The sequence below is a fragment of the Rosenbergiella sp. YN46 genome (assembly GCF_036620675.1).
Taxonomy (GTDB): domain Bacteria; phylum Pseudomonadota; class Gammaproteobacteria; order Enterobacterales; family Enterobacteriaceae; genus Jejubacter.
Map to the genome: position 1 here is coordinate 45510 of NZ_JAZHEE010000002.1, position 23856 is coordinate 69365.

Below are 23856 nucleotides of genomic sequence, written 5' to 3' on the forward strand. Positions count from 1 at the left end.
TGGTAAACGGCGGGCCTTTTTTGATCCGGGGGACGTAGCTACTGATGTCTGCCCCGTAAATTGTCAATCACCGCCCCTAAATCGAGCTGCTGGTCCTGAAGCAGCACCAGCAGGTGGTAGACCAGATCGGAAGCTTCGTTAAGGAGCTCTTCGCGATCGTTGACCGTGGCGGCCAGCGCGGTTTCTACCCCTTCTTCGCCCACCTTCTGGGCAATGCGTTTGGTGCCGCTGGCGTAGAGCTTCGCGGTATAGGAGCTTTCCGGGTCGGCCTGTTTACGTTCCGCCAGCAGCCGTTCCAGCTGATACAGGAACAGCCACTGGTGCTGCGGCACATCGCCAAAGCAGCTGGCGGTGCCTTTATGGCAGGTGGGGCCGATGGGGTTGGCCTGAATCAGCAGGGTATCGTTATCGCAGTCCGCCGCGATACTCACCAGCTTCAGTAAGTGGCCGGAGCTTTCGCCTTTGGTCCACAGCCGCTGTTTACTGCGCGAATAGAAGGTGACGTTACCGCTCTGCTGGGTTTGCTTCAGCGCTTGCGGCGTCATATAGCCGAGCATCAGCACCTGGCCGGATGCCGCATGCTGGACGATGGCGGGGATCATATTGTCGGTTTTGGCCCAGTCCAGCGCCGCTACTTGTTTCTCTGTTAACACTGTCGAATCTCCACGCCCTGTTGCGCCAGGTAAGCCTTTAGCTCACCGATATTAATAATCTGTTTGTGAAATACTGAAGCCGCCAGCGCGCCGTCCACTGCCGCATCGCGGAAGGCTTCCAGGAAGTGTTCCATGGTACCGGCGCCGCCAGAGGCGATAAGCGGAACGTGGCATACTTCGCGCACTTTGCCGAGCTGCTCCATGTCGTAGCCGCTGCGCACGCCGTCCTGGTTCATCATATTCAGCACAATTTCACCGGCGCCGCGCTGCTGCACTTCCTGTACCCAGTCCAGGGTCTGCCACTGGGTGATGCGGGTACGGCGCTCGTCGCCGGTATACTGGTTAACCTGATACTGACCGCTTTGTTGGTTGAACCAGGTGTCAATGCCCACCACGATGCACTGCACGCCAAAGCGTTCCGCCAGGCGGGTAATCAGCGTTGGGTCCGCCAGTGCCGGAGAATTAATGGAAATTTTATCGGCCCCGAAGGAGAGGATTTGCGCCGCATCGGCTTCCGACTTAATGCCACCCGCCACGCAGAACGGAATATCGATAACCTCCGCCACCCGCGACACCCAGCTCTTATCCACCACCCGGCCGTCGCTGGAGGCGGTGATATCGTAAAATACCAGCTCGTCGGCGCCTTCTTCGGCATAGCGTCGGGCCAGCGGGACGATATCGCCGATGATCTCGTGGTTACGGAACTGCACGCCCTTAACCACCTGGCCGTCGCGTACGTCCAGGCAGGGGATTATCCGTTTTGCCAGCATTGAAGAGCCTCCTTCACATCAAATTTTCCTTCCAGTAGGGCGCGGCCAACGATGACGCCGTTCACGCCGCTGCCGCGCAGCGCTCTAATATCGGCAAGCCCGCCGATGCCGCCAGATGCCTGAAAGTCCACCTGGGGGTAGAGGGTGCAGATTTCGCGGTACAGTTCGACGTTAGCGCCGTTCAGGGTACCGTCGCGTGAGATATCGGTGCACAGCACGTGGCGTAGCCCCAGCGGCAGAAAGCGCTCCACCAGCTGTTCCAGGGTAACGCCAGAGGTTTCCTGCCAGCCGCTGACCGCCACCTGCTTATTACCGGTCTCATCAATACGCACATCGAGCGCCAGCACGATGGCGTCGGCGCCGAAGCGTTCAAACCATTGTGCTACCAGCTCCGGGGATTTTACCGCCGTGGAGCCGACCACCACGCGGCTGGCGCCCGCTGCCAGCAGAGCCTCCACATCTTCCGCGCTGCGTACGCCGCCGCCCACCTGAACCGGCACGCTCACACCCGCCAGCAGGTTTTTCAGCAGCGGGATCTGGCGCTGGGTTGGATCTTTAGCGCCGGTCAGATCCACCAGGTGCAGCACCTGCGCGCCTTGCGCCTGGTACTCCTGCAGCCGCGGCAGCGGGTCGCTGCCGTAGTCGCGTTGCTTGCCGTAATCACCCTGATGGAGACGCACTACCTTGCCGTCAATTAAATCTAAAGCCGGGATAATCATTTACATCTCCAGAAAGTTTCTAAGCAGCTGCGCGCCCGCTTTGCCGGAGCGTTCCGGGTGGAACTGCACGCCGTAAAAGTTCTCTTGCTGCACTGCGGCGCTGAACGCATCGCCATAGTCGCAGCGGGCGATGGTGGCCTCGCTCACCGGCATGGCGTAGCCGTGCACGAAGTAGAAGTAAGCCCCGTCGTCAAGGTTGCGAAACAGCGGGTTATCCTGTTCAGGGAAGACCCGGTTCCAGCCCATATGGGGTAGCGGCAGGCCGCGATCGACCATTTTCACCACCGGCTGGTCGATAATGCCTAAGGTGTCGATGCCGTTGCTCTCCTCGCTGGAGCGCGCCAGCAGCTGCATCCCCAGGCAGATGCCCAGTACCGGTTGGCTGCAGCGGCTGATTAGCCCGACTAAATCGCGCTCGCGCAGCTGATTCATGGCGGCCCGGGCGGTGCCAACCCCCGGCAGCAACAGCTTATCGGCGCGTAGCACCACTTCCGGGTCGCGGCTAACGGTGGGGTTGGCCCCCAGCCGCTGTAAAGCCCATTTTACCGATGAAAGATTGGCGCAGCCGGTATCCAGGATCACCACATTCATCACAGCACTCCTTTTGATGAGGGAAGGGTATCGCCTTCCACCCGGATAGCCTGGCGCAGGGTGCGGCCAAAAGCCTTAAACAGGCTTTCCACCCGGTGGTGGTCATTCTTACCCTTGGTCTTCAGGTGCAGGGTGACGCCCATGGCGTAAGAGAGGGAGCGGAAGAAGTGCTCCACCATCTCGGTGCTCAGGTCGCCCACTCGCTGGTAGTTAAATTCGGCTTTGTATTCCAGGTGCGGACGGCCGGAGATATCCAGCGCGCAGCGCGCCAGGCATTCATCCATTGGCAGTACGAAGCCGAAGCGGCCAATGCCGCGCTTGTCACCCAGCGCCTGTTTCAGCGCTTCGCCCAGCGCCAGACCGGTATCTTCCACGGTGTGGTGATCGTCGATATAGAGATCGCCCTTGACCTCGATAGCCATACGCAACCCGCCGTGGGTAGCTATCTGATCCAGCATATGGTCAAAGAAGCCGACTCCGGTGTTGATCTGGCTGCCGCCTTCGCGATCCAGCCATACCTGCACATCGATCCGGGTCTCTTTAGTATTGCGCTCAATGTGGGCGTAACGATCGCGCCGGGTCAGACGTTCGCCAATGGCTGGCCAGTCCAGGCCGTCAGTGCCATAGCGCAGGCCCTGAATACCCATGTTTTCGGCAAGCGTTAGGTCGGTGGCGCGATCGCCAATCACATAACTGCTGGCTTTATCCATGACGCCATCCGTCAGCCAGGGCTGCACCAGCGCGGTTTTTGGCTTACGGCAGTCGCAGTTGTCCTCAGGCAGGTGTGGGCAGATCAGCACTTCGTCGAAGCGTACGCCCTGGGAATTGAATACCTGCATCATCAGGTTGTGGGGGCCATCGAAGTCGCTTTGGGGAAAGCTGGCGCTGCCCAGCCCGTCCTGGTTGGTTATCATAATCAGCCGATATCCCGCCTGCTGTAGCTTAAGCAGGGTCGGGATCGCCTGAGGCTCAAAGGCAAGCTTATCGAAACGGTCAACCTGGAAATCGACCGGTGGCTCGCTAATCAGCGTGCCGTCACGGTCGATAAAGAGAAACTTCTGACTCATAGGGTCTCCTGATTGGTCTGGGCAGCCAGTTGATTAAGCGCGTCGAGCAGACGCTGGCATTCGACGCGGGTGCCGATGCTGATACGCAGGCACTCTTCCAGACCGGGTTGTTGGTGCTGATTACGCAGGATAATGCCGCGATCCCACAGCCGCCGGAACAGGGGTTGGGAACGATCGAAGCGCACCAGCAGGTAGTTGGTTTGCGATTCAAAGACCTGAGCGACGCCGGATATCGTACGCAGTTGTTCGAACAGGAACTGGCGATTGTCCAGGGTTTCCGCCACGCGCTGACGCATGGCGGCGATGCCCTCAGGGCTCAGCGCCTGGGCGGCGATATCGGCCACCGGGGTGGAAAGCGGATAGGGGGCGATGACTTTCAGCAGCATCTGAATCAGTGGCGCACTGGCCAGGGTGAAGCCGCAGCGCAGGCCCGCCAGCGCAAAGGCTTTGGAAAGCGTGCGCAGAATGGCCAGATGCGGATAGTCGTTGAGCCAGCCTGCCAGGGTGGCTTCAGGGCAGAATTCAATATAGGCTTCGTCCGCCACTACAATGGCGCGGTCACGGGTCATCTCCAGCAGCGCGCGCAGGTCGTCCGGATTGATTAACTGACCGGTGGGGTTATTGGGGCTGCAAACAAGCACCACTTTTACGCCGTCCAGTTGGGATTCGATGGCCGGCAGATCGAGCTGCCAGCCGTCGATGGCCGGAACGGTACGGCATTCCACGCCGATGGTTTCGGCGCTGACGCCGTACATGCCGTAAGTGGGCGGACAGTAGAGCACCGCATCCTGGCCTGGTTCGCAAAATGCGCGCATCAGCAGCTCAATGCCTTCGTCGGCGCCGCGGCTAACCAGCACCTGCTCTGGTTTAACCCCGGCGTAGTCGGCATAGCGACGAATCACCTGGGCGGGTTGACACTCCGGGTAGCGGTTCAGGGTCTGCATGGTTAACTGAAACGGCACCGCCGTCGGGTATTCATTGGCATTCAGCCAGACATCGCCATTACCGCCCAGGCGGCGGGCGGACTGGTAAGGGGTGAGCTTGCGCACGCTGGCGCGGGCAAGGGCGTCGATCGCGTTCATTCTTGCTCCTCCAGGGCGGCCAGCCGCAGCGAAACCGCATTTTTGTGGGCCGTCAGCCGTTCCGCCGCGGCAAGGATCTCAATGGTGGAGGCGAGACCGGCGAAGCCCTGCTGGCTCAACTCCTGTACCGTCATACGCTTCTGGAAATCCGCCAGTCCCAGGCTGGAACAGGTGGCGGTGTAGCCATAAGTCGGCAGCACGTGGTTGGTGCCGGAAGCATAGTCCCCGGCGGATTCCGGAGACCAGTCGCCAAGGAACACCGAACCGGCACTGGTGATGTCATCGACAAGCGCCCGGGCGTCAGCGGTCTGAATTATTAGGTGTTCCGGGCCGTAGCGGTTAGATATCTCCACGCACTGGGCAAGGCTTGCGGCCACGATAAGACGGCTGGCGGAAAGCGCCTGACGGGCGGTTTCCGCCCGCGAAAGGGCGGCAAGCTGGCGCTCTACTGCGGCAGCCACCCGTTCCGCCATACGGCTATCCGGCGTCAGCAGAATCACCTGGGAGTCCGGGCCGTGCTCGGCCTGGGAAAGCAGGTCAGAGGCGACAAAGTCCGGGTTGGCGCGCTCATCGGCGATCACCAGTACCTCCGACGGCCCGGCGGGCATATCGATGGCGGCTCCGTCCAGCCGCTGGCTGACCTGTCGTTTGGCTTCGGTGACAAAGGCGTTGCCCGGCCCGAAGATTTTATCCACCTTCGGGATGCTGTCGGTGCCGAAGGCGAGGGCGGCGATAGCCTGGGCGCCACCGACCTGGAACACCTCCTGCACGCCGCACAGGTTGGCCGCATAGAGGATCTCGTCGGCTATAGGCGGCGGCGAGCACAGCACCACCCGACGGCAACCGGCGATACGCGCCGGAGTGGCCAGCATCAGCACCGTAGAAAACAGCGGCGCCGAGCCGCCGGGAATATAGAGCCCTACCGCGTCGACAGGGCGGGTTACCTGCTGGCAGCGCACGCCGGGGCGGGTTTCCACGTCCACCGCGGGCAGCTGCTGGGCGCGGTGAAAGGTTTCGATATTGGCTACGGCCACGGCCATCGCCTGCTTCAGTTCATCGCTCAGGCGAGCGCCTGCGGCGTCGATTTCCGCCTGGCTTACCTTCAGGCTCTGCACCTCGGCGTTATCGAAGCGGGCGCTGTAGTCGCGCAGGGCGCTATCGCCGCGCGCTTTAACGTTATCCAGGATCTCGCTCACAGCGCGGCTGATGCTGTCGGAAGCGGAGATTGCCGGGCGCATCAGTAGTTCGCGCTGGCGTTCGGCGTCGCAATCGTTCCAGTTAATGACGGTATTAAAAGCCATGGCGGTTACTCCATCATCTTTTCAATTGGCAGGACCAGGATTGAGCTGGCGCCCAGCGCCTTCAGTTTTTCCATGGTTTCCCAGAACAGGGTTTCGCTGCTGACCATATGCATAGCTACTCGCTGCTTATCGCCGGCCAGCGGCAAAATGGTGGGGCGCTCGGCGCCGGGCAGCAGTGCCACTACTTCTTCCAGCCGCTCGCTGGGCGCGTGCAGCATTATGTATTTGGATTCCCGGGCCTGGATAACTCCCTGAATACGGGTCTGAAGCTTGTCGATAAGCAGCTGTTTGTTATCCGGCATGTCGCCGTCGCGCTGAATCAGGCAGGCTCTGGAGCGGTAGATGACTTCAACTTCGCGCAGCCCGTTGGCTTCAAGCGTGGCGCCGGTAGAGACCAGATCGCAGATGGCGTCGGCCAGCCCGGCGCGGGGAGCCACTTCAACGGAGCCATTCAGCAGGCAGGATTTAAATGGAATCTGTTTTTGATCGAGATAGCGTTTCAGCAGGTGCGGGTAGGAGGTGGCGATCCGTTTGTTCGCGAGGGAGGCGATACCGTCCCAGGGTTCGTCCTGCGGTGCGGCCAGCGACAGACGGCAACCGCCGAAGTCCAGGCGCCGCAGGGTGAAGTAGCGAGGGTCTTCGCCCTGGGCGCGGCGGCTGAGCAACTCTTCTTCCAGCACGTTTTCGCCGATGATGCCAAGGTCTACTACGCCATCCATCACCAGGCCTGGAATATCGTCATCCCGCACCCGCAGAATATCGATGGGCATATTCTCCGCCAGAGCGATCAGGCGCTGGGTGTGCAGATTCACCTTAATGCCGCAGCGGGCCAGTAATTCGCGTGAATCATCACTTAAACGGCCTGATTTCTGAATAGCTATGCGTAAACGGGTGTTGTCTGACATTGTGCTCTACCTCTGATTCGTCAATATTTCTGCTGAAACCGCGCAATAAAAAAAGCCCCCGGAAGGCGATCTTCCGGGGGCTCTCTGTCTCGCGTTCTGCACCACTGGAAGATCTGAATGTCTTCCAGCACACATCGCCTGAAAGACTAGTCAGGATGATGGTGATGATGGTGATGTTTAAACTGAACGCGGTTCATAGCAATCTCGTCTGAATGATTATTCATAACCTGTGACACTTACCCTAAACCAGTTTGAACGCGGAACGCAAGCGCTTTTTTCGCGAAACAATGTGCGGGAATTAATTCTGTTCCGAGACCATGATCGCCATGGTATCCGGTTCCAGGGCGCGGAACAGATGTTCGCGATCCGCCGGATAGCAAATATAGTCACCGGGGCCCAGCTCTTCGGGGGCTTCGGTCAGTCCCAGCAGCGCCCGGCCGCGGGTAATAATCATATGTTCCACCGAACCCGGCGGGTGGGGAGGCGACAGGCGATCGGCGCCGGGCTGAACTACCAGCTGATAGATGTCGCGCCGGGCTCCGGGTGGGCAGTTAGCCAGTAATATCGCCAGATAGTTCGAGTATTCCGCTGTGATTCGGGTGCCCTCCCCACAGCGCAGCACCCGGGTGGGAGCCTGCTGGTGCTCAAGCAACTGGGCAAAGGGGATATTCAGGGCTACGCACAGCGACCAAAGGGTTTCGAGACTGGGATTACCGTGACCGGCTTCCAGCTGCGACAGCGTGGATTTGGCGATGCCGGCGCGTCGGGCGACCTCGCTAAGCGACAGCCCTGCGCGTTCCCGCTCCCGGACCAGGCTCTGAGCGATGACGCGGATCGGTTGGGTCATGAAAACTCCATCATTCCTGAGACTGAATGTTCGTTTAAATGAACGTAACGTTCATCTTGATAATTAGTAGCGCTGTGTTCATTATAATGGAGACTTCCGTTCGGTGAAGAATCTATTGAGGTTATTTATGTTCACTCAGCGTTTCGCCTGTCTGCCGGGCGAGACTAAGAAGGCGATCGTCCTGGTTTGTCTGGCCGTGGGGATTGTCGGCGTCTCTTATGGCTCACTGGCGCTGGCCTATGGCTTTGCGCTGTGGGTGCCGGTGGTCTCTTCTATCATGGTGCTGGCGGGGGCGTCGGAATTTATGTTCGTGGCGATTATCGCCAGCGGCGGCAGCCCGATTACCGCGGCGCTGGCGGGGCTGCTGGTGAACGCCCGTCATATTCCGTTCGGCGTCGCGGTTCGCGAGCTGGTCGGGGGGCGGCTGGGGGCGCTACTGGGCTGCCATATTATGAATGATGAAAGCGTGGTGTTCGGCATGTCGCAGCCGACGCTGGAAAAGCGCAGGGCCGCCTACTGGCTGTGCGGGCTTGGCGTCGCGATCGTCTGGCCGTTAGGTGTTACGCTCGGTGGCGGCGTCGGCAATTTCCTGCCTGCTCCGGAAACCATCGGTCTTGACGCGGTATTCCCGGCGATTTTGCTGGCGCTGGTGATCCCGGCCTTTAAGAAACGCACCACGCTGGTACGCGCCAGCGCGGGGGCAGTAATTTCGCTGGCCGCCGTGCCCTTTACGCCGGCCGGCCTGCCGGTACTGTTATCGATGCTGGGCTTACTGGCAAGGAGGAAATAGTGTCGGATACTCTGATGATTATTATCGGTATCGCGATTCTGGCGGCGGGTACCTGGCTGATGCGCTATTCCGGCGCCGTGCTGGGCAACCGGCTGGTCTTTTCGGAACGCGCTCAGGCGCTGCTATCTGATGCCGCCACCACGCTGCTGTTTTCCGTGGCGCTGGCGGCCACCATTTATGAGAGCGATCATTTCGCGGGCATGGCCCGGGTGGCGGGCGTACTGGTGGCGGTGTTCCTCGCCTGGCGCAAGGCGCCGCTGATCGTGGTGATTGTGGCCGCCGCCGTGGTCACGGCCGGATTACGCTATCTGGGCCTGAGCTGATGCCGACTATATAGCTGCTCGTTGACCCGGTGTTCAGGCTGATAATTGTCAGTTCCGCGGAGCTGGCGTAGCCTTAATGCAGTCGTTCAGCAAGCTTCCTTCAGAAAAGGAGTGTAAAGCATGAAAAAGGTCGCGATTGTCGGATTAGGATGGCTGGGGATGCCGCTGGCGCTATCCCTGATGAGTAAAGGCTGGCAGGTTACCGGCACCAAGACCACGGAGGATGGCGTAGAGGCGGCGCGGATGTGCGGGCTGGAAAGCTATCTGTTGCAGCTAACACCGGAGCTTGAATGCGATAGTGATGATCTTGAAGCGCTGCTCGCCGTGGATGCGCTGGTGATTACGCTGCCGGCCCGCCGCAGCGGAGAAGGGCAGGATTTTTACCTGCTGGCGGTACAGGAGATTGTCGACAGCGCTCTGGCGCAGGGTATTGGGCATATTATCTTTATCAGCTCCACCTCGGTTTATGGCGATGCCGAAGGGGTGGTGACGGAAGCTTCACCGTTGAATCCGGTCAGCGAGAGCGGTCGTATGTTGCGCGAACTGGAGCACTGGTTGCACGACCTGCCCGGCACCTCGGTGGATATTCTGCGCCTGTCCGGGCTGGTGGGGCCGGAGCGTCACCCCGGGCGCTTTTTCGCCGGTAAACGCGCACCCCACGGTAACCATGTGGTCAACCTGGTGCACCTGGAAGATGCTGTAGCGGCTATCGAACTGCTGCTGGAAACCCGGGGCGGTGGGCGCCTGTATAACCTTAGCGCGCCGGGGCATCCGACCCGCAGTCGTTTCTACCCCCTGATGAGCCGTCAACTGAATCTTCCGACGCCGTTATTTAGCGACAATGCGAACGGCGGCACCGGCAAGCAGGTGGATGGTAATTTAATCTGCCGGGAGCTGGGTTTTCACTACCGCTATCCCGACCCGGAACGGATGCCGCTGGATCCGGAAAATGCTTTAGACTGAACCTGTCTGACCCCTCGTGGCGCCTGATGGCAGGGCGTTTCGCCAGGGGGGCATTTTTAGTCAAAAAAGAATTGCCCGATTGCCGCTTTTTCATCTTGTCATCCGGCTATTTTCTGGTGCAAAATACGCGCCCTGCAAACGAGAGATTAACCGACGTTAAAAATAGCGTCGGTTATTTTTTTGCATGTAGCACAGTTAATTTCATAAAAGAGGCCGGGCTCAGTACCGGATAGATACTTACTTTAAAAAGCACGACAAACGTGTCGCCGAGGAATACTAAGATGGTGCAATTTTTCGCTTTTGCGTCAGGGGGATATAACCATGTCGCATAACGTCACCGCTACTTCTTCCCGCGTGGAATTGCGTAAGAGCCTTACGCTGATTCCGGTTGTAATGATGGGCCTTGCCTATATGCAGCCTATGACACTGTTCGATACGTTTGGCATTGTGTCCGGCCTGACCCACGGTCATGTCGCCACCGCCTACGCCTTCGCACTGATTGCCATCCTCTTTACCGCGCTGAGCTACGGTAAGCTGGTTCGCCGCTTCCCGTCCGCTGGTTCGGCCTATACCTATGCCCAGAAGTCTATCAGCCCGACGGTTGGATTTATGGTGGGCTGGTCATCGCTGCTGGACTACCTGTTCATGCCGATGATCAATATTCTGCTGGCGAAAATCTATTTTGAAGCGCTGGTGCCTTCGGTTCCGTCATGGATCTTCGTGGTGGCGCTGGTGGGCTTTATGACCGTCTCTAACCTGCGCAGCATCAAGACCGTGGCGAATTTCAACACGCTTATCGTGATTTTGCAGCTGGCTATCGTGGCGGTGATTGTCGCTCTGGTAGTGTGGGGCGTGGCTCATGGCGAAGGTGCCGGTACCCTGGTGAGCTCGCGTCCGTTCTGGGACGATAACGCCCAGGTGGTGCCGATGATCACCGGCGCCACTATTTTGTGCTTCTCGTTTCTGGGCTTCGACGGCATCAGCTCGCTGTCGGAAGAGACTAAAGACGCCGAGCGCGTGATTCCGAAGGCGATTTTCCTGACCGCGCTGATCGGCGGCCTGGTGTTTATCGGCGCTTCCTACTTCCTGCAGCTTTACTTCCCGGATATCTCGCGCTTTAAGGATCCGGATGCCTCTCAGCCTGAGATTATGCTGTATGTGGCGGGGCACGCCTTTCAGTTCGGCGTGCTGATCTTTTCCAGCATCACCGTACTGGCTTCCGGTATGGCGGCACATGCGGGCGTATCGCGCCTGATGTACGTGATGGGGCGCGACGGCGTGTTCCCGACCCGCTTCTTCGGCTACATTCATCCGACCTGGCGTACGCCGGCGCTCAACGTGCTACTGGTCGGCGCCATCGCGCTGCTGGCGATTAATTTCGACCTGGTTACCGCTACGGCGCTGATTAACTTTGGCGCGCTGGTGGCCTTCACCTTTGTAAACCTGTCGGTGATCTCCCAGTTCTGGATCCGCGAAAAGCGTAACAAGACGCTGAAGGATCATATCAACTATCTGGTACTGCCGATCTGCGGCGCGCTGACGGTAGGGGCGCTGTGGGTGAATCTGGAAGAGAGTTCTATGGTGCTGGGGCTTATCTGGGCGGCTATTGGTCTTATCTATCTGGCCTGCGTGACCCGTAGCTTCCGCAATCCGGTTCCGCAGTACGAGGATATCGCTCAGTAAAGAGCGGGCAGAGTATAGAAGGGCGCCTAAGCGGCGCCCTTTGTTTTGATAACCAAGAGGAAAAAACGTGGTTTTTCCTCTTGGTGGCTATCAGCCGAAAATCAGCGAACTGATTTTCCTTATTTTATTTGTCACGCGATGCGGGCCGAATGTGTTCGGCCCTGGTTTGACAACCGCTTCAGGGCGCCGAAGTGGCCCCCTTTTTTTACCCCTCAATATCAGTCAGCTTTTTCACTTCCAGTTTTTCGAGCTTGCCGCCTAACTCCGCCAGGAAGTCGTCGTGGTAGGGCATCGCCATATGCTCCTCCAGCGCCTGGGCCGACTTCCAGCGCTCAAGAAACACGAAGTGGCCGGGGTTGTCTTGCTCTTCATGCAGATCGTACTGAATACAGCCCGGCTCGCTGCGGCTGGGTTTCAGCATTGCCCTGGTCGCTTTGCCGACCGCCTCGCGATACTCTGGTTTTGCCACGATCAGGGCCACAACTTTGACTTCGCTCATTCTTATACTCCTGTCAGGTATCAAGAAGGACTCAGTCATAAGCGTAGCCGCTTTTTATCCGGCCAGCTCTTCAACGTACTGCCACAGCGCCTTCAGCAGGTTCTGTTTATCGGTATCGCCATCGTGCTGTTGCCATAGTTCCTGAAGGTGTGTGGCGTAGCCTTGCAGCGCTTCAGGGGTGAAGATTTCCCGGCGGTGTTCCAGCCAGCGCAGCTGTTCCGCTTCATCCAGAGTTCCCGGGAAATTGCGGGCCCGGTAATTAAACATCAGTTTCTCGATACGCGGATCGGCAAAGGTAATATCCAGGGCCGGCAGATTTTGCGGCGCGGTTTCACGCACGATAGCCATTGCGGTGCGATCGGCATCGCTGAAAAAACCGTCGTACAGCTGTGCGTCTACATTGCTTTGGGGCGGAAACGGTGGCGCTTCGGCGAACAGCGCCACCACCTTTTCACGCACCTGCGGCGAGGCGCGCAGGGTTTTCAGGTTGTCCAGACACTGCTGACGGTTAATGCCCAGACGTTCAGCGTCTTCGGGGCGCAGCGTACTGCCTGGCGCCAGTACCGGACACTTATTCAGGTGCACCAGCTTTACCGGCACTGGCGATACATCGCCCAGCTCGGCTTTTGGTGTGTAGAGGCGTTCGCGCAGGGTGTCGACATCTAACTCCAGCAGCGGCGCGATGTCGCCGGCCAGATCCACCATAATCACCGCATTGCGGTTATCGGGATGCCAGGCCAGCGGCGCGACCCAACTGGTGTTGCCGCGCCAGGCACCGAACATGCCGGAAACGTGAACCAGCGGTTTCATTTGAGGGATATCGATCAGGGTCGCCAGCTTGCGCTTATTGCGGTGACTGTACAGGTAGTCGAACAGCCGCGGCTGGCGACTTTTTACCAGTTTCGCCATAGCGATGGTGGCATAAACGTCTGCCATCGCGTCGTGCGCGTTGGCGTGCTCTACTCCGTTGGCGGCGGTCAGATGTTCCAGCCGGAAGCTCGGCAGACCGTCGTCGTTTTCCGGCCAGATGATGCCATCCGGGCGCAGGGCATAGCAGGCGCGCATTACATCCAGTAGATCCCAGCGTGAGTTGTTGTGCTGCCAGCTCCAGGCGTAGGGATCGAAGAAGTTGCGATAGAAGATATTGCGGGTGACTTCATCGTCGAAGCGTATGTTGTTATAGCCCAGCACGCAGGTGTTCGGCACGGTGAAAAGAGAGTGGATGCGCTGCGCAAATTGTGCTTCGTTATCGCCACGCGTCAGCGCCTGTTGGGGCGTAATCCCGGTGATCAGCACCGCTTCCGGCGTCGGCAGATAGTCGTCCGCCGGTTTACAGTAAAAAACCTCCGGCTCGCCGATAATATTGAACTGCGCGTCGGTACGGATAGCGGCGAACTGTGCCGGGCGATCCAGCGCCGGATGGGTGCCGAAGGTTTCATAGTCATGAAAAAGGAAGGTTGGCTGCTCGGCTTTTTTATCCACGGTATCGCTATGCTCCTGGGGGTACGCGGCTGAAATCAGACTGGAGTATGGTAAACCAGATCTCACCGCAACCGAAACCGTCGCGGCAGCAATAGCGCTATTTATTCCGCCTGGCTAAATCCAAACCAGGAATCGACGGATAATGCCCTGGGTACCGTGAAATTGTGAAACGGCTGTGCCAGGATAGATGCTGAGTGAAATTGGGCCTGCGAGGGGGAGCGTGATGCGGGATTATCGACTGGATAGCATTAAAGCATCCCTTATTTTTCTGGTGGTCTTTGGTCATATTATCGAAGCCGCAGCCCCTGATTCACCGCTGCTGTCCCGCATTTACGATTTCCTGTATCTGTTCCATATGCCGGCGTTTATCTTCCTGAATGGCTATGTGAGCAAAGAACGCTTTTCGGTTAATTATCAGACAATTTTCTATAAGCTGATAATTCCGTTTGTTGCGCTCAGTTTGCTCTATGAACTGGCCGAATTGATTATTTATCGTGATGTATCCAGCTATATTAAAAACGGCGCGCCAAACTGGATACTGTGGTATCTGTATAGCCTTATTTTCTGGAAGTTGTTAACGCCTTTATTTATGCGGTTACGTTTTGCGCTTGGCATCTCCGTTGCTGTATCGGTGGCTGTCTCTTTTGTCGACTTCGACGGTTACGTGTTCGGCATTATGCGAACCCTGGTCTTCTTTCCGTTTTATATTGCCGGCGTGCAGGCCGCGGCCTCTTCACGTCTGCGGCTGGAGAACTTCTTCAACCTGAAAGCCGCCTGTGCGGGCGCGTTGATACTGTTGCTGAGTTATCTGTTCGGCGACCGGTTTGGCACCGCGCTGCTGTACGGCAGTAGCGCTTTCCCGGCGCTGGACGAGGGGTTACGCGAAGCCGCGATAATGCGGATGGGTCATTATCTGCTGGCCGGACTGTGCATCTACGCCTTTTGCGCCCTGACGTGGTGGCTGCGACCGCTGGCGAAAATTGGCACCCGTACGTTATTTATCTACGCCCTGCACGGTCTGGTGGTGAAATATCTGCTGTGGGGTGCTGTTCAGAAACTTAGTATGTCCTGGCAGGTCGCACTGGCTGCACTGGTGGCCGCAACGGTGCTGACCTGGCTGCTGTCGCGCGATGGCGTAAAACGGCTGGTGGATGGCTGGATAGCGCTGGTGGGGTTGGTTCTGGCCCCGCGGGAAAGAGCGCGCGGCCAGAAGGAAGCAAAAGGATAAGATTATTTGTTCAGTTTGCTGGTGGGCGTTATTTCTGCTGCGGTATTGTTAATCAGAACCACCTGATAATCTTCGCGCTCGAAACTGAATGTTTTGGGTTTACGATTTAAATAAGTCAGCACTTCCAGTTCATTTTTGGAATAAGACTTATCGGGATTTCCGAGCTTTGAGATTATTTGCTGTTTGGACATTCCGGTATCAATATCAGAGATCTTTCCGGCAGAGGAGCATGCACAAAGCGCCAAAGCGCAGGCCGTAATGGCAATTTTTTTAATCATTGGTATTCCTGTCGTTATCGCTACTTCTACAACGGACATCAATATACAACAAACAACCGGCGAATTTGTGGCCATTTGTGCATCATCAGGTTGGTTATTATGCCACTTTATGTAACACGCCGCTTGTTATTTTATGGCAACAAAACGCTGAAATAACACTTCCGGTAGGGTTTTAAGTATATGGCGATCGTTCAATAATTCCGGATAACGCGCTGAGTGACTAACCATATTGTACGTATCTCGCCTACTATCTTTGCCGCCTTACCGCCAGTAACCGTTGAATTTTTAGACTGCTGTCATACTTTCTTGCAATTTGCCGCTGCACCGTAATACGAAGTTCCGTAAAACAGGCGACGTTTTTTGTAGTCACTGAGGACATGCCGTTGAAATTCCGCCTTATTCTTGCTGCTTCTTTTGTTTCCTGCTGCGTTCAGTCCGCCACGGCAGCGGAGGCGCCGGCACAGCCGCTGCCGCCACAAATCCAGGCCGGTTCCTGGGTATTGATGGATTACACTACCGGTCAGGTGCTGACTTCCGGTAATCCCCACCAGCAGCGTAATCCCGCCAGCCTGACCAAACTGATGACCGGCTATGTGGTGGATCGCGCTATCGATAGTCAGCGTATTTCTCCGGATGATGTGGTTACCGTTGGTAAAGACGCCTGGGCCCAGGGGAATCCGGTGTTTAATGGCTCCTCTCTGATGTTTCTTAAACCCGGCGATAAAGTGACGGTACGCGATCTCAGCCGCGGTCTGATTGTCGATTCCGGCAATGATGCCTGCGTGGCGCTGGCCGACCACGTCGCCGGCGGCGAACAGCAGTTCGTGCGGATGATGAATGACTATGTTCAAAAGTTGGGACTCAACGATACTCACTTCGAAACCGTACACGGGCTGGATGCCCCGGGTCAGCACAGTTCGGCGTGGGACCTGGCCCTGCTATCGCGGGCGATTATCCACGGAGAACCGGAGTTTTATCATATGTACAGCGAGAAAAGCCTGACCTGGAACGGCATCACGCAGTACAACCGTAATGGGTTGTTATGGGATAAATCGCTGAAGGTGGATGGACTGAAAACCGGCCATACCTCAGGAGCGGGTTTTAATATTATCGCTTCCAGCGTAGATGGACACCGTCGGCTGATTGCCGTTGTGATGGGCGCCGACAGCTCGAAAGGGCGCGAAGAGCAGGCCCGCAAACTGTTGCACTGGGGCCAGGATAATTTCGATACGGTTCGGGTAATGCAAAGCGGCAACCAGGTGGGTAAGGAGCGCGTCTGGTACGGCGATAAAGAGAAGATCGGCGTGGGGCCGGATCGTGATTTCTGGATGGCGCTGCCGAAAAGCCAGGTTTCCGGCATTAAAGCGAAGTACGTGCTGGATACGCCGACGCTGGAAGCGCCAATCAAGGCTCACCAGCAGATTGGCGACATTGAACTTTATAACGGCGATAAAGAGGTAGCCAGAATGCCTCTGGTGACGCTGGAAGCGGTAAATAAGGGCGGCCTGTTTTCACGCATTAGCGACTGGTTCCGTAAACCCTGATTCGGATTGCCTTATCGGGCGGGATTCTTCCCGCCCATATTGCTTCTGGCTTTTCTTCTGTCTGCTTTTTCACCACTATTATGGAATCGGCATCACAGGATGCCATTGGTCTGTCTTGCACGCTATTTTGGACTCTGATATTGATCTGTATAAATTTACAGTGGTGATATATGGAGGCTATTATGCAGTATCAAATTCAACAGGTTGCAGAACGTACGCTGGCGGGATTTCATCTGGTCGGCCCCTGGGAAAAGACGGTGCCGAAGGGCTTTGAACAGCTCCAGGCCTGGGTTGCCACCAGGCAGTTAGTCCCCAGGGAGTGGATCGCAGTTTACTTTGGTAACCCGGAGCTCACGCCGCCGGAAGCGCTACGCTGCGATACCATGATATCGGTTGAGCCAGCGTTTGAGGTGCCGCCCAATAGCGAAGGGGTGACTAAAACCCGGCTGGCGGCGGGCCTGTTTGCCGTGGCCAGGGTACAGGTCGCGGATGGTGATTTTAGCATGCCATGGCTTAACTTCTTCACGGCGGTTTCTGGTGATGGAGCGCATTCGCTCAGAGAAGGGCCGGTGTTTGAAATTTATCTTAGCGACGGAAGCAATGGCGTATGGGATATCGAAATGTATATTCCGGTTGCGGTAACGCAGGCGGAATAAAGAGGGGAGCCGAAGCTCCCCGGGGCGGTATTATTCTTTCAGCTTTTCGCGCATCTTCTGAACGTCGCTGGCGCTAACGGCGGGCGCCGCGTTGCCCCAGCTGTTGCGAACGTAAGTCAGCACGTCGGCAATTTGGCTGTCGGTCATGGTAGCTGCGAAAGCCGGCATAGCTGGTGCGGTTGGGCGATGCGGCGTATCCACGCCGCGGCTGCCGGCCAGTACAACGCGCATTAAAGAAACCGGCTCTTTGGCGTTGATAAGCGGGCTGTCCGCCAGTTGCGGGAAGATATGCTGTACGCCTTTGCCGGAAGAAGTATGGCACGCGGAGCAGCGATCAAAGTAGATCGCTTTACCGGTGACCATCTGTGGCTCTTCAGGCTTCAGCGGGGCAGGCGGCTGTTCGTTATCCTGCTTAAGGGATTTCAGATAAACCGCCACGGCCTGCAGGTCATCATCGTTCCAGTGCTGCGAAGAATTCTTCACCTCTTCGGCCATCGGCCCGGAGGCGATGTCGTAGCGGTTTACTCCGGTACGCAGGTAGTCCTTAATGTCCTGGACGCTCCAGCGGCCAATGCCGTCATGGTTGGCGGCGGTAATGTTGGGCGCCCACCAGTTTTCCACTTCGGCGCCCTGCAGGAACTGGTCGTTCTTGTCACCGCCCAGCACGTTTTTAGGCGTGTGGCAGGTGCCGCAGTGGCCGAGGCCCTGCACGATGTAGGCCCCGCGGTTCCATTCAGCAGACTTCGACATATCGGGCTGGTATTCCCCTTTGTCGAAGTTCAGCCAGTTCCAGCCAATCAGGCTGGTACGTACGCTGAACGGGAAGGGCAGCTGGTTGGTTTCAACGTGCTGCTTCACAGGCGTCAGGGTTTGCAGGTAAGCCCAAATGGCACGGTTATCCTCATCGGAAACTTTGGTGTAGGCGGTAAAGGGCATGGCGCCATACAGTCGCTTACCGCCGTGGCCGATGCCTTCCGACATGGTGCGGCGGAAGTCGTCATAGCTCCAGTTACCGATGCCGGTCTCTTTATCCGGTGTGATATTGGCGCCGACCAGGGTACCGAACGGTGTTTTTAACGCCACTCCACCGGCGAAGGGTTTGTCGGGATCGGCCGTGTGGCAGGCGGCGCAGTCACCTATGGTTGCCAGGTAGCGTCCTTTTTCAACCTGATCAAATTCCGGCTGAGCCAGCGCCTGGGCAGAGGCTGCCAGGCAAGAGACGGCGAGCAACGACAGTGCTAAACGTTTCATACGTTAATCATCTCCCCCGGATGCTTCAGATAGAAATTGCGGATGGAGAACGCGGCTTTATAGGCCAGCGCGCCCACGGTGCCGGTTGGGTTATAACCCGGGTTCTGCGGGAAGGCGGACGCCCCCACCACAAACAGGTTCGGCACATCCCAGACCTGGAGATGCTTATTCACGGAACTGGTGGAAGGGTCGGCGCCCATAATGAAGCCGCCTACCACGTGGGAGGACTGATAAGGCACGCTGTTCCAGTGGCCAGTCATCGGCTTAGAGACTATCTCGCGCGGGTTCATCGCTTTGGCGATCTCCGCCACTTTATTGGTGCAGTACTGCGCCATCTTGAGATCGTTTTCCGGGAAGTCGAAGGTGATGCGCAGCAATGGTCTCCCCAGACGATCCTTGTAGTTGGGATCGAGGGAGAGGTAATTGGTACGAGTGGTGTAACTGCTGGCCTCGCAGCCGATAGACATGGTGCTCTGGTAGTTATCCACCATGGCTTTCTTCCAGCCCTTACCCCATTTCGGGGAACCCGGCGGAGTGGGATGATAGGCGATAGGCGCGCCGCCGATAGGGGTCACGCGAATGCTGCCGCCGCCAAAGAAGCCCAGGCCGCTGTGGTCGAAGTTGTCATTGTTAAAGTCGTCGATGCCCATACCGACAGCCCCGGCCCCGATAAACGGATTGAACTTCTTGTCGTCGAAGAACAGGGTCACGCCGTTGGCGGTCTGGTAGGCGTAGTTACGACCGGTGGTACCGCTATTGGTGACCGGATCGTATGGTTTACCAATGCCCGAAAGCAACATCAGTCGCACGTTCTCAAAGGTAAAGGCGGCAACGATCACAAGCGATGCGGGCTGTTCCCACTCATCGCCGGAGGAGTCGATATAGGTGACGCCAGTGGCGCGTTTGCCGCTGCTGTCGGTATTGACTTTCAGCACTTCACAGAAGGTGCGGGCTTCGAAATTAGGCTGGCGCATCAGCGCCGGCAGTACGGTGGTGATAGCGCTGGCCTTGGAATAGTTGGCACAGCCGTAGTTGGTGCAGAACCCGCAGAAGGTGCAGGGGCCCATCACTACGCCATAGGGGTTGGTGTAGCCTTCGGAAACCAGGGAAGAGGGAACCGGGAAGGGAGAATAGCCCAGATCTTTGGCCGCCTCGGCGAACAGCGTGGGGCCATAGGGCTGTTTTAACGGCGGCGTTGGATATTCGCCGGAGCGAGTGCCTTCGAAGGGGTTACCACCTTCCTGCTTCTCGCCATTCAGAATACCGGCCTTACCGGATGTGCCCGCGACCCGTTCAAAAGCCATATAGTGCGGTTCCATCTCTTCCCAGGTGGTGCCCCAGTCCTGCAGAACCAGCTCTTCGGGAATACTGCCATAGCGTTCCTGCAGGTGGCTCTTCAGACGGAACTCTTCTGGTTGAAAACGAAAGGTGATACCCGCCCAGTGGTTGCCCGCGCCGCCGGTACCGTTGCCCGGGTGGAACGAGCCCCAGCTGCGCATAGGTAATGCGGTCTGGGAGGGGTTGTTACGCATGGTGCAGGTGTTCTGGCGGGTGCGCAGCATCAGTTCCTGGCGCTGCACGTAGCGCAGTTCGTCCGGTACTGTGGCCACGTTAAAGTCACGGGCGGTGTCGCGCCACGGGCCTCGTTCAATACCGACCACCCGCAGGCCTTCATCGGCCAGCTCTTTGGCGATGATGGAGCCAGCCCAGCCCAGGCCCACCACCACCACGTCGGTTTCAGGAAGTTTTTTTGCCATGATTGATTATCCTTTCTTCATCCAGTCCGCGCTGCCGGTGATGCTGACGGGGGTAAATTTCAGCTCTTCGTTATGACGCTCAACAAAATCGCGATAGTCATAGCGTGCGCCGGGGAACCCGATCATCTTCCAGGAGACCATATCGCGGTTACCGCCATAGATGGGATCGGCAAAAAAGCCTTCAGTGGTGTTGCTCAGCACCTGTGCGAAGAAGTCTGCGCTATTGATGCCTTCCAGGGCGATCTCACCCTTTTCCAGCGCGCTCAGCACCTTATCCTGATCGTCGCCGCTTAATTCGTGAAAACGCTTGCTGTGCCGCTTCTGGCACCATTTATCCAGCGCCGCCAGCCCGATACGGTAGCGCTGGCGTGGGGTCAGCGGAGACTGGTCTCCCTGTTCGGGAGTGCCTTCATGAAAGGGCCCTTCCATATACAGACGTTCAAAATTGCCGTAAAAACCGTGGAGCTGCCGGTCGATGAATACAGCGCAGCCAGCGGCTTTCCCGCCCACGCTTAATTCATCTTCGGGAATCAGGCGATCCACGATGGCTTCAATAGTGGCGATTTCGGCGTCGTTGAAAAACAGCCAGCCTTTGCCGTCGAATGTTTCCGGGGAGTTATCGGCAAACGGCTCCCAGCCCGGTGCGCCGGTTAACGTAACCGCTTTCGCGGAACCGGTACCCAGAGCGAGCGCCGCGCCAGACCATGCAAGAACCTGCCGGCGGGTAACCCCTGGCAGCGTTTTTTGTGGTTTGCGCATGTTGCTTCCTTAAAAATGCAGAAAATGCCGCGCTGAATGGATTACGCAGCGAATAAAGTGTGATAAGGGTAGTTGGCTTTCTTTTGTAAAGATAAGGGAAAATAGTGCGGTTTTGAAATACAAATGTTAGAAAATATTAATGAGTGTGATTTGTTTTTAGGCGAAAGATGTTGCAGTCTGCTGGCGAAGCGGCGGTTTTACTGGTCTTTTGGGGCTCGTACACCATCATGTTAGAATAATCTTTTATTACGTTACGCGGAGTGCGGGCGTGCGTCCTGATAAATCATTAACTCCCTTTGATATTCGCCTTTATCGCCACTACCGAATCGTACATGGTGTGCGGATCGCGCTGGCATTTGTGTTGACCTTTCTGGTGGTGCGTCTGCTGGATGTGCCGGAAGGCAGTTGGCCGTTGATCACCATGGTGGTGGTGATGGGGCCGCTTTCGTTTTTGGGCAATGTTCTGCCGCGCGCGGTGGATCGCATCGGTGGCACCATTCTGGGGGCGGTGCTCGGGCTGGTGGCGCTTCAGCTCGAACTCTGGTCATTGCCGCTGATGTTGCTCTGGTGCGCCATCTCGATGTTTCTGTGCGGCTGGCTGACGCTGGGTAAGAAGCCCTATCAGGCGCTACTGATTGGGATTACCCTGTCGGTGGTGGTGGGGGCGCCGACCGGCGAAATGGGGACGGCGCTGTGGCGGGCGGGAGACGTTATTTTCGGATCCCTGCTGGCCATGCTGTTTACCGTGATTTTGCCCCAGCGCGCCTTTTTGCTGTGGCGTATACAGATGGCAGATTTTTTCACCGCGTTCGATCGGTTGCAGCAGGCGGGGCTTTCCCCCAATCTGGTGGAGCGGCCTCGGCTGGATAAGCCGCTCCAGAAACTGTTGAACGATGTGGTGAAACTGCGGGCGTTGATTGGCCCTTCCAGTAAAGAGACCCATATCAATAAAGGGATTATGGAGGCGATTCAGACCGTTAGTCGTAACATCGTCTGTACCCTGGAATTGCAGATTAACGCCTGGTGGGCATCGCGCGAAAGCCACTTTGTGATGCTGAACGCCCATACGCTGCGGGAAACCCAGCAGATGACGCATAATACGCTACGAGCGCTGAGTCGGGCGCTGTACGAGGGAAGTCCGGCGCCGGTTAAGCGTAACAGCGAAGCGCTGGCGGAGATTGTCGATGAGCTCAGCCAGCTTCTGAAGGGGCGCGAACCGGGTAACCGCTACGAGGCGCATATCTACGGCTATGTCTGGCTTAGTCTGGAGCTGGCGCGCCAGCTGGAGATGCTGTCACAGCTGATTGCCCGGGCATTGCGCAAATAATCTGCGACCGGGGCTACGGATGGCACGGGTTGTTTCGATTCAGCTGATTTTAAGGGTATGATAGCCACACTATTTTCAGCCAGGCTGAATGGCGAAAAACCATTGTTAGCCATGACCGCTATCATTAGTGTTGGGTCTGAAGCGGTTGTCTGAACGAATCCGAGTCTTACAATTAGCAGGGGTATAAAAATGGAAAATAGCAAGCCTTCTTTTCAGGATGTACTGGAGTTCGTCCGTCTGTTCCGTCGTAAGAACAAACTGAAACGCGAAATCCAGGACGTTGAGAAAAAGATCCGTGACAACCAGAAGCGTGTGCTGCTGCTGGACAACCTGAGCGAGTACATCAAGCCGGGCATGAGCGTGGAAGCGATTCAGGGCATTATCGCCAGTATGAAGAGCGACTATGAAGACCGCGTGGATGACTACATCATCAAGAATGCCGATCTCTCTAAAGAGCGCCGTGAAATTTCTGACAAGCTGAAGACCATGGGTGAGCTGAAAGTGAACGGCGACCATAAAGCCTGAGTTTTCTGGCCTCTCCGCCATGGCGGGGAGGCATCTTTAACGGGTGGGCTGACAGATTACCGTGGTTATCCAGGGGGCCTCATAGCGCCACTCGCCATGGAAACGCAGGCCTGCTTTTAAATTTGTCGTTAGATTCTCTTTGAGTTCCAGTACAAAACGTTCCTCGTCTGCCGCTACCAGGGCTGCGGCATGAAAGCCAAAATAGCGTCGCACCTCCGGCCACAGCGCCTTATACAGGCTCTCTTTGGCGGAAAAAGCCAGCAGAATGCCCCACTCATCACCATAACCGGCCGTAGCCAGCTGCATGACTTCGGCATTGCTGATGATCTCTGGCCCGCAGTTGCGCATCACTTCGGCGTCAAAACGTTCCAGATCGACTCCCACCCGCCATGGCAGGGTATCAGCCACCATTAGCGCCAGCGCCCGATCGCCGGAATGGCTGATGCTCCCCCAGGCGTCCGCAGGCCAGTGCGGCGCGCGATCTTCCGTGCGCAGAACAGGAGCGTGAATGCCCGCCGTATTCAGTAGCTGCTGGCTGCACCAGCGCCCGGCCAGAAATTCGGCGCGTCGTTTCGTGACGGCTGTGCTCAGCGAATCAGGGAAGGGGATAGCCAGCCGTTGCCACAGCGTCTCCTGATACTGTTCACGATCGAAGGTCGCCTCACAGAAAAGCGCGCCGGGCTGACTGGCCAGCCTGCCGCTGCAGATGTGGGGCAGGAAGGGGGAGTGAAAGCGCTCTTTATCGATAATCAACACAGCGGGGTTCCCGGAAGATAGAGGTCATTATTTCCACAGCGTTCGGTGATCCTGTTCATTCAGAGTCATCGCTGTTTAGCTGGCATAGAGGAGCCTTCCC

The 23856-nt window shown here is 57.3% G+C and carries 26 protein-coding genes and 1 other annotated feature; of the genes, 9 read left to right on the forward strand and 17 right to left on the reverse strand.

Features of this window, described 5'->3' with window-relative positions; translation table 11 throughout:
• Nucleotides 1-38: 38 nt before the first annotated feature.
• From hisIE to V3W49_RS01845, 10 genes are all read right to left on the reverse strand, one after another.
• Nucleotides 39-653, reverse strand: coding sequence for a bifunctional phosphoribosyl-AMP cyclohydrolase/phosphoribosyl-ATP diphosphatase HisIE (gene hisIE, locus V3W49_RS01800; protein WP_500143319.1), 615 nt, complete (start codon nt 651-653; stop codon nt 39-41).
• Nucleotides 647-1423 (reverse strand): imidazole glycerol phosphate synthase subunit HisF, encoded by a 777-nt coding sequence (gene hisF / locus V3W49_RS01805; RefSeq protein WP_500143320.1) that lies wholly within the window; start codon nt 1421-1423, stop codon nt 647-649. Before hisF ends, hisIE begins: the two co-directional genes overlap by 7 nt.
• On the reverse strand, nt 1405-2142 hold the full coding sequence (gene hisA / locus V3W49_RS01810) for a 1-(5-phosphoribosyl)-5-[(5-phosphoribosylamino)methylideneamino]imidazole-4-carboxamide isomerase (RefSeq protein ID WP_500143321.1): 738 nt from the start codon (nt 2140-2142) through the stop codon (nt 1405-1407). Before hisA ends, hisF begins: the two co-directional genes overlap by 19 nt.
• Nucleotides 2143-2733, reverse strand: a complete 591-nt coding sequence (gene hisH / locus V3W49_RS01815; protein WP_500143323.1) for an imidazole glycerol phosphate synthase subunit HisH — start codon at nt 2731-2733, stop codon at nt 2143-2145.
• A complete protein-coding gene (gene hisB / locus V3W49_RS01820) occupies nt 2733-3800 on the reverse strand; it encodes a bifunctional histidinol-phosphatase/imidazoleglycerol-phosphate dehydratase HisB (protein ID WP_500143325.1) in 1068 nt (355 codons plus the stop codon). Before hisB ends, hisH begins: the two co-directional genes overlap by 1 nt.
• Complete coding sequence (gene hisC, locus V3W49_RS01825; protein WP_500143326.1) at nt 3797-4882, reverse strand: histidinol-phosphate transaminase; 1086 nt, start codon at nt 4880-4882, stop codon at nt 3797-3799. Before hisC ends, hisB begins: the two co-directional genes overlap by 4 nt.
• Nucleotides 4879-6183 (reverse strand): histidinol dehydrogenase, encoded by a 1305-nt coding sequence (gene hisD, locus V3W49_RS01830; RefSeq protein WP_500143327.1) that lies wholly within the window; start codon nt 6181-6183, stop codon nt 4879-4881. Before hisD ends, hisC begins: the two co-directional genes overlap by 4 nt.
• A gap of 5 nt (nt 6184-6188) precedes the next feature.
• Nucleotides 6189-7088, reverse strand: a complete 900-nt coding sequence (gene hisG, locus V3W49_RS01835; protein ID WP_500143328.1) for an ATP phosphoribosyltransferase — start codon at nt 7086-7088, stop codon at nt 6189-6191.
• Between the two features lie 46 nt (nt 7089-7134).
• Nucleotides 7135-7259 (reverse strand) — a sequence feature (His leader region).
• Nucleotides 7235-7285, reverse strand: a complete 51-nt coding sequence (gene hisL / locus V3W49_RS01840; RefSeq protein WP_004899375.1) for a his operon leader peptide — start codon at nt 7283-7285, stop codon at nt 7235-7237. (Overlaps the previous feature by 25 nt.)
• 101 nt (nt 7286-7386) lie before the next feature.
• Nucleotides 7387-7935, reverse strand: coding sequence for a helix-turn-helix domain-containing protein (locus V3W49_RS01845; protein ID WP_500143329.1), 549 nt, complete (start codon nt 7933-7935; stop codon nt 7387-7389).
• A gap of 127 nt (nt 7936-8062) precedes the next feature.
• Between V3W49_RS01845 and V3W49_RS01850 the strand changes: the two genes are divergently transcribed.
• From V3W49_RS01850 to V3W49_RS01865, 4 genes are all read left to right on the forward strand, one after another.
• Nucleotides 8063-8725 carry an AzlC family ABC transporter permease gene (locus V3W49_RS01850; protein WP_500143331.1) on the forward strand — a complete coding sequence of 221 codons (663 nt, stop codon included), beginning with the start codon at nt 8063-8065 and terminating at the stop codon, nt 8723-8725.
• Nucleotides 8725-9048, forward strand: a complete 324-nt coding sequence (locus V3W49_RS01855) for an AzlD domain-containing protein (protein WP_500143332.1) — start codon at nt 8725-8727, stop codon at nt 9046-9048. Before V3W49_RS01850 ends, V3W49_RS01855 begins: the two co-directional genes overlap by 1 nt.
• Before the next feature lie 120 nt (nt 9049-9168).
• The gene (locus V3W49_RS01860; RefSeq protein ID WP_500143333.1) at nt 9169-10011 is read left to right on the forward strand and encodes an SDR family oxidoreductase; all 843 of its coding nucleotides are present in this window, start codon (nt 9169-9171) and stop codon (nt 10009-10011) included.
• Between the two features lie 321 nt (nt 10012-10332).
• Nucleotides 10333-11694 carry an APC family permease gene (locus tag V3W49_RS01865; protein WP_500143334.1) on the forward strand — a complete coding sequence of 454 codons (1362 nt, stop codon included), beginning with the start codon at nt 10333-10335 and terminating at the stop codon, nt 11692-11694.
• Between the two features lie 205 nt (nt 11695-11899).
• On the opposite strand, the gene V3W49_RS01870 is transcribed toward V3W49_RS01865, so the two are convergent.
• Together V3W49_RS01870 and sbcB are read right to left on the reverse strand one after the other, a co-directional pair.
• The gene (locus tag V3W49_RS01870; RefSeq protein WP_500143335.1) at nt 11900-12193 is read right to left on the reverse strand and encodes a putative quinol monooxygenase; all 294 of its coding nucleotides are present in this window, start codon (nt 12191-12193) and stop codon (nt 11900-11902) included.
• Between the two features lie 54 nt (nt 12194-12247).
• A complete protein-coding gene (sbcB, locus tag V3W49_RS01875) occupies nt 12248-13675 on the reverse strand; it encodes an exodeoxyribonuclease I (protein WP_500143336.1) in 1428 nt (475 codons plus the stop codon).
• Between the two features lie 223 nt (nt 13676-13898).
• On the opposite strand from sbcB, the gene V3W49_RS01880 reads away from it, so the two are divergent.
• On the forward strand, nt 13899-14903 hold the full coding sequence (locus V3W49_RS01880) for an acyltransferase family protein (protein WP_500143337.1): 1005 nt from the start codon (nt 13899-13901) through the stop codon (nt 14901-14903).
• 2 nt (nt 14904-14905) lie between these two features.
• On the opposite strand, the gene V3W49_RS01885 is transcribed toward V3W49_RS01880, so the two are convergent.
• Complete coding sequence (locus V3W49_RS01885; RefSeq protein WP_500143339.1) at nt 14906-15181, reverse strand: hypothetical protein; 276 nt, start codon at nt 15179-15181, stop codon at nt 14906-14908.
• A gap of 383 nt (nt 15182-15564) precedes the next feature.
• On the opposite strand from V3W49_RS01885, the gene dacD reads away from it, so the two are divergent.
• Complete coding sequence (gene dacD / locus V3W49_RS01890) at nt 15565-16725, forward strand: serine-type D-Ala-D-Ala carboxypeptidase DacD (protein ID WP_500143341.1); 1161 nt, start codon at nt 15565-15567, stop codon at nt 16723-16725.
• A gap of 182 nt (nt 16726-16907) precedes the next feature.
• Complete coding sequence (sbmC, locus tag V3W49_RS01895; protein WP_500143343.1) at nt 16908-17381, forward strand: DNA gyrase inhibitor SbmC; 474 nt, start codon at nt 16908-16910, stop codon at nt 17379-17381.
• Between the two features lie 30 nt (nt 17382-17411).
• Here sbmC and V3W49_RS01900 read toward each other — a convergent pair whose 3' ends face one another.
• The 3 genes from V3W49_RS01900 to V3W49_RS01910 are packed head-to-tail and all read right to left on the reverse strand — an operon-like array spanning nt 17412 to nt 21148.
• Nucleotides 17412-18632, reverse strand: a complete 1221-nt coding sequence (locus tag V3W49_RS01900; protein ID WP_500143344.1) for a cytochrome c — start codon at nt 18630-18632, stop codon at nt 17412-17414.
• Nucleotides 18629-20389: a GMC family oxidoreductase gene (locus tag V3W49_RS01905; protein WP_500143345.1), complete on the reverse strand. Its 1761-nt coding sequence runs from the start codon at nt 20387-20389 to the stop codon at nt 18629-18631. The genes V3W49_RS01900 and V3W49_RS01905 overlap by 4 nt, the downstream gene beginning before the upstream one ends.
• Nucleotides 20390-20395: 6 nt before the next feature.
• Nucleotides 20396-21148 carry a gluconate 2-dehydrogenase subunit 3 family protein gene (locus V3W49_RS01910; protein ID WP_500143346.1) on the reverse strand — a complete coding sequence of 251 codons (753 nt, stop codon included), beginning with the start codon at nt 21146-21148 and terminating at the stop codon, nt 20396-20398.
• A 268-nt stretch (nt 21149-21416) separates the two neighbouring features.
• Here V3W49_RS01910 and V3W49_RS01915 point away from each other — a divergent pair, with 268 nt between their 5' ends.
• Complete coding sequence (locus tag V3W49_RS01915; protein WP_500143347.1) at nt 21417-22475, forward strand: FUSC family protein; 1059 nt, start codon at nt 21417-21419, stop codon at nt 22473-22475.
• Between the two features lie 189 nt (nt 22476-22664).
• Nucleotides 22665-23000, forward strand: a complete 336-nt coding sequence (locus V3W49_RS01920) for a DUF496 family protein (RefSeq protein WP_500143348.1) — start codon at nt 22665-22667, stop codon at nt 22998-23000.
• A gap of 36 nt (nt 23001-23036) precedes the next feature.
• Here V3W49_RS01920 and V3W49_RS01925 read toward each other — a convergent pair whose 3' ends face one another.
• Entirely contained in the window at nt 23037-23756 is a 720-nt protein-coding gene (locus V3W49_RS01925; protein WP_500143349.1) for a 4'-phosphopantetheinyl transferase family protein, read from the reverse strand.
• Nucleotides 23757-23856: the final 100 nt, after the last annotated feature.

Excerpts from the sequence above, each read along its gene's own strand:
- sbmC (WP_500143343.1), top strand. The coding sequence starts at position 16,908 with ATGCAGTATCAAATTCAACAGGTTGCAGAACGTACGCTGGCGGGATTT.
- hisA (WP_500143321.1), bottom strand. The coding sequence starts at position 2,142 with ATGATTATCCCGGCTTTAGATTTAATTGACGGCAAGGTAGTGCGTCTC.
- hisH (WP_500143323.1), bottom strand. The coding sequence starts at position 2,733 with ATGAATGTGGTGATCCTGGATACCGGCTGCGCCAATCTTTCATCGGTA.
- hisF (WP_500143320.1), bottom strand. The coding sequence starts at position 1,423 with ATGCTGGCAAAACGGATAATCCCCTGCCTGGACGTACGCGACGGCCAG.
- V3W49_RS01885 (WP_500143339.1), bottom strand. The coding sequence starts at position 15,181 with ATGATTAAAAAAATTGCCATTACGGCCTGCGCTTTGGCGCTTTGTGCA.
- V3W49_RS01910 (WP_500143346.1), bottom strand. The coding sequence starts at position 21,148 with ATGCGCAAACCACAAAAAACGCTGCCAGGGGTTACCCGCCGGCAGGTT.
- V3W49_RS01845 (WP_500143329.1), bottom strand. The coding sequence starts at position 7,935 with ATGACCCAACCGATCCGCGTCATCGCTCAGAGCCTGGTCCGGGAGCGG.
- V3W49_RS01900 (WP_500143344.1), bottom strand. The coding sequence starts at position 18,632 with ATGAAACGTTTAGCACTGTCGTTGCTCGCCGTCTCTTGCCTGGCAGCC.
- V3W49_RS01870 (WP_500143335.1), bottom strand. The coding sequence starts at position 12,193 with ATGAGCGAAGTCAAAGTTGTGGCCCTGATCGTGGCAAAACCAGAGTAT.
- V3W49_RS01920 (WP_500143348.1), top strand. The coding sequence starts at position 22,665 with ATGGAAAATAGCAAGCCTTCTTTTCAGGATGTACTGGAGTTCGTCCGT.
- V3W49_RS01905 (WP_500143345.1), bottom strand. The coding sequence starts at position 20,389 with ATGGCAAAAAAACTTCCTGAAACCGACGTGGTGGTGGTGGGCCTGGGC.
- hisC (WP_500143326.1), bottom strand. The coding sequence starts at position 4,882 with ATGAACGCGATCGACGCCCTTGCCCGCGCCAGCGTGCGCAAGCTCACC.
- V3W49_RS01865 (WP_500143334.1), top strand. The coding sequence starts at position 10,333 with ATGTCGCATAACGTCACCGCTACTTCTTCCCGCGTGGAATTGCGTAAG.
- hisB (WP_500143325.1), bottom strand. The coding sequence starts at position 3,800 with ATGAGTCAGAAGTTTCTCTTTATCGACCGTGACGGCACGCTGATTAGC.
- V3W49_RS01880 (WP_500143337.1), top strand. The coding sequence starts at position 13,899 with ATGCGGGATTATCGACTGGATAGCATTAAAGCATCCCTTATTTTTCTG.
- V3W49_RS01850 (WP_500143331.1), top strand. The coding sequence starts at position 8,063 with ATGTTCACTCAGCGTTTCGCCTGTCTGCCGGGCGAGACTAAGAAGGCG.
- hisG (WP_500143328.1), bottom strand. The coding sequence starts at position 7,088 with ATGTCAGACAACACCCGTTTACGCATAGCTATTCAGAAATCAGGCCGT.
- hisD (WP_500143327.1), bottom strand. The coding sequence starts at position 6,183 with ATGGCTTTTAATACCGTCATTAACTGGAACGATTGCGACGCCGAACGC.
- V3W49_RS01860 (WP_500143333.1), top strand. The coding sequence starts at position 9,169 with ATGAAAAAGGTCGCGATTGTCGGATTAGGATGGCTGGGGATGCCGCTG.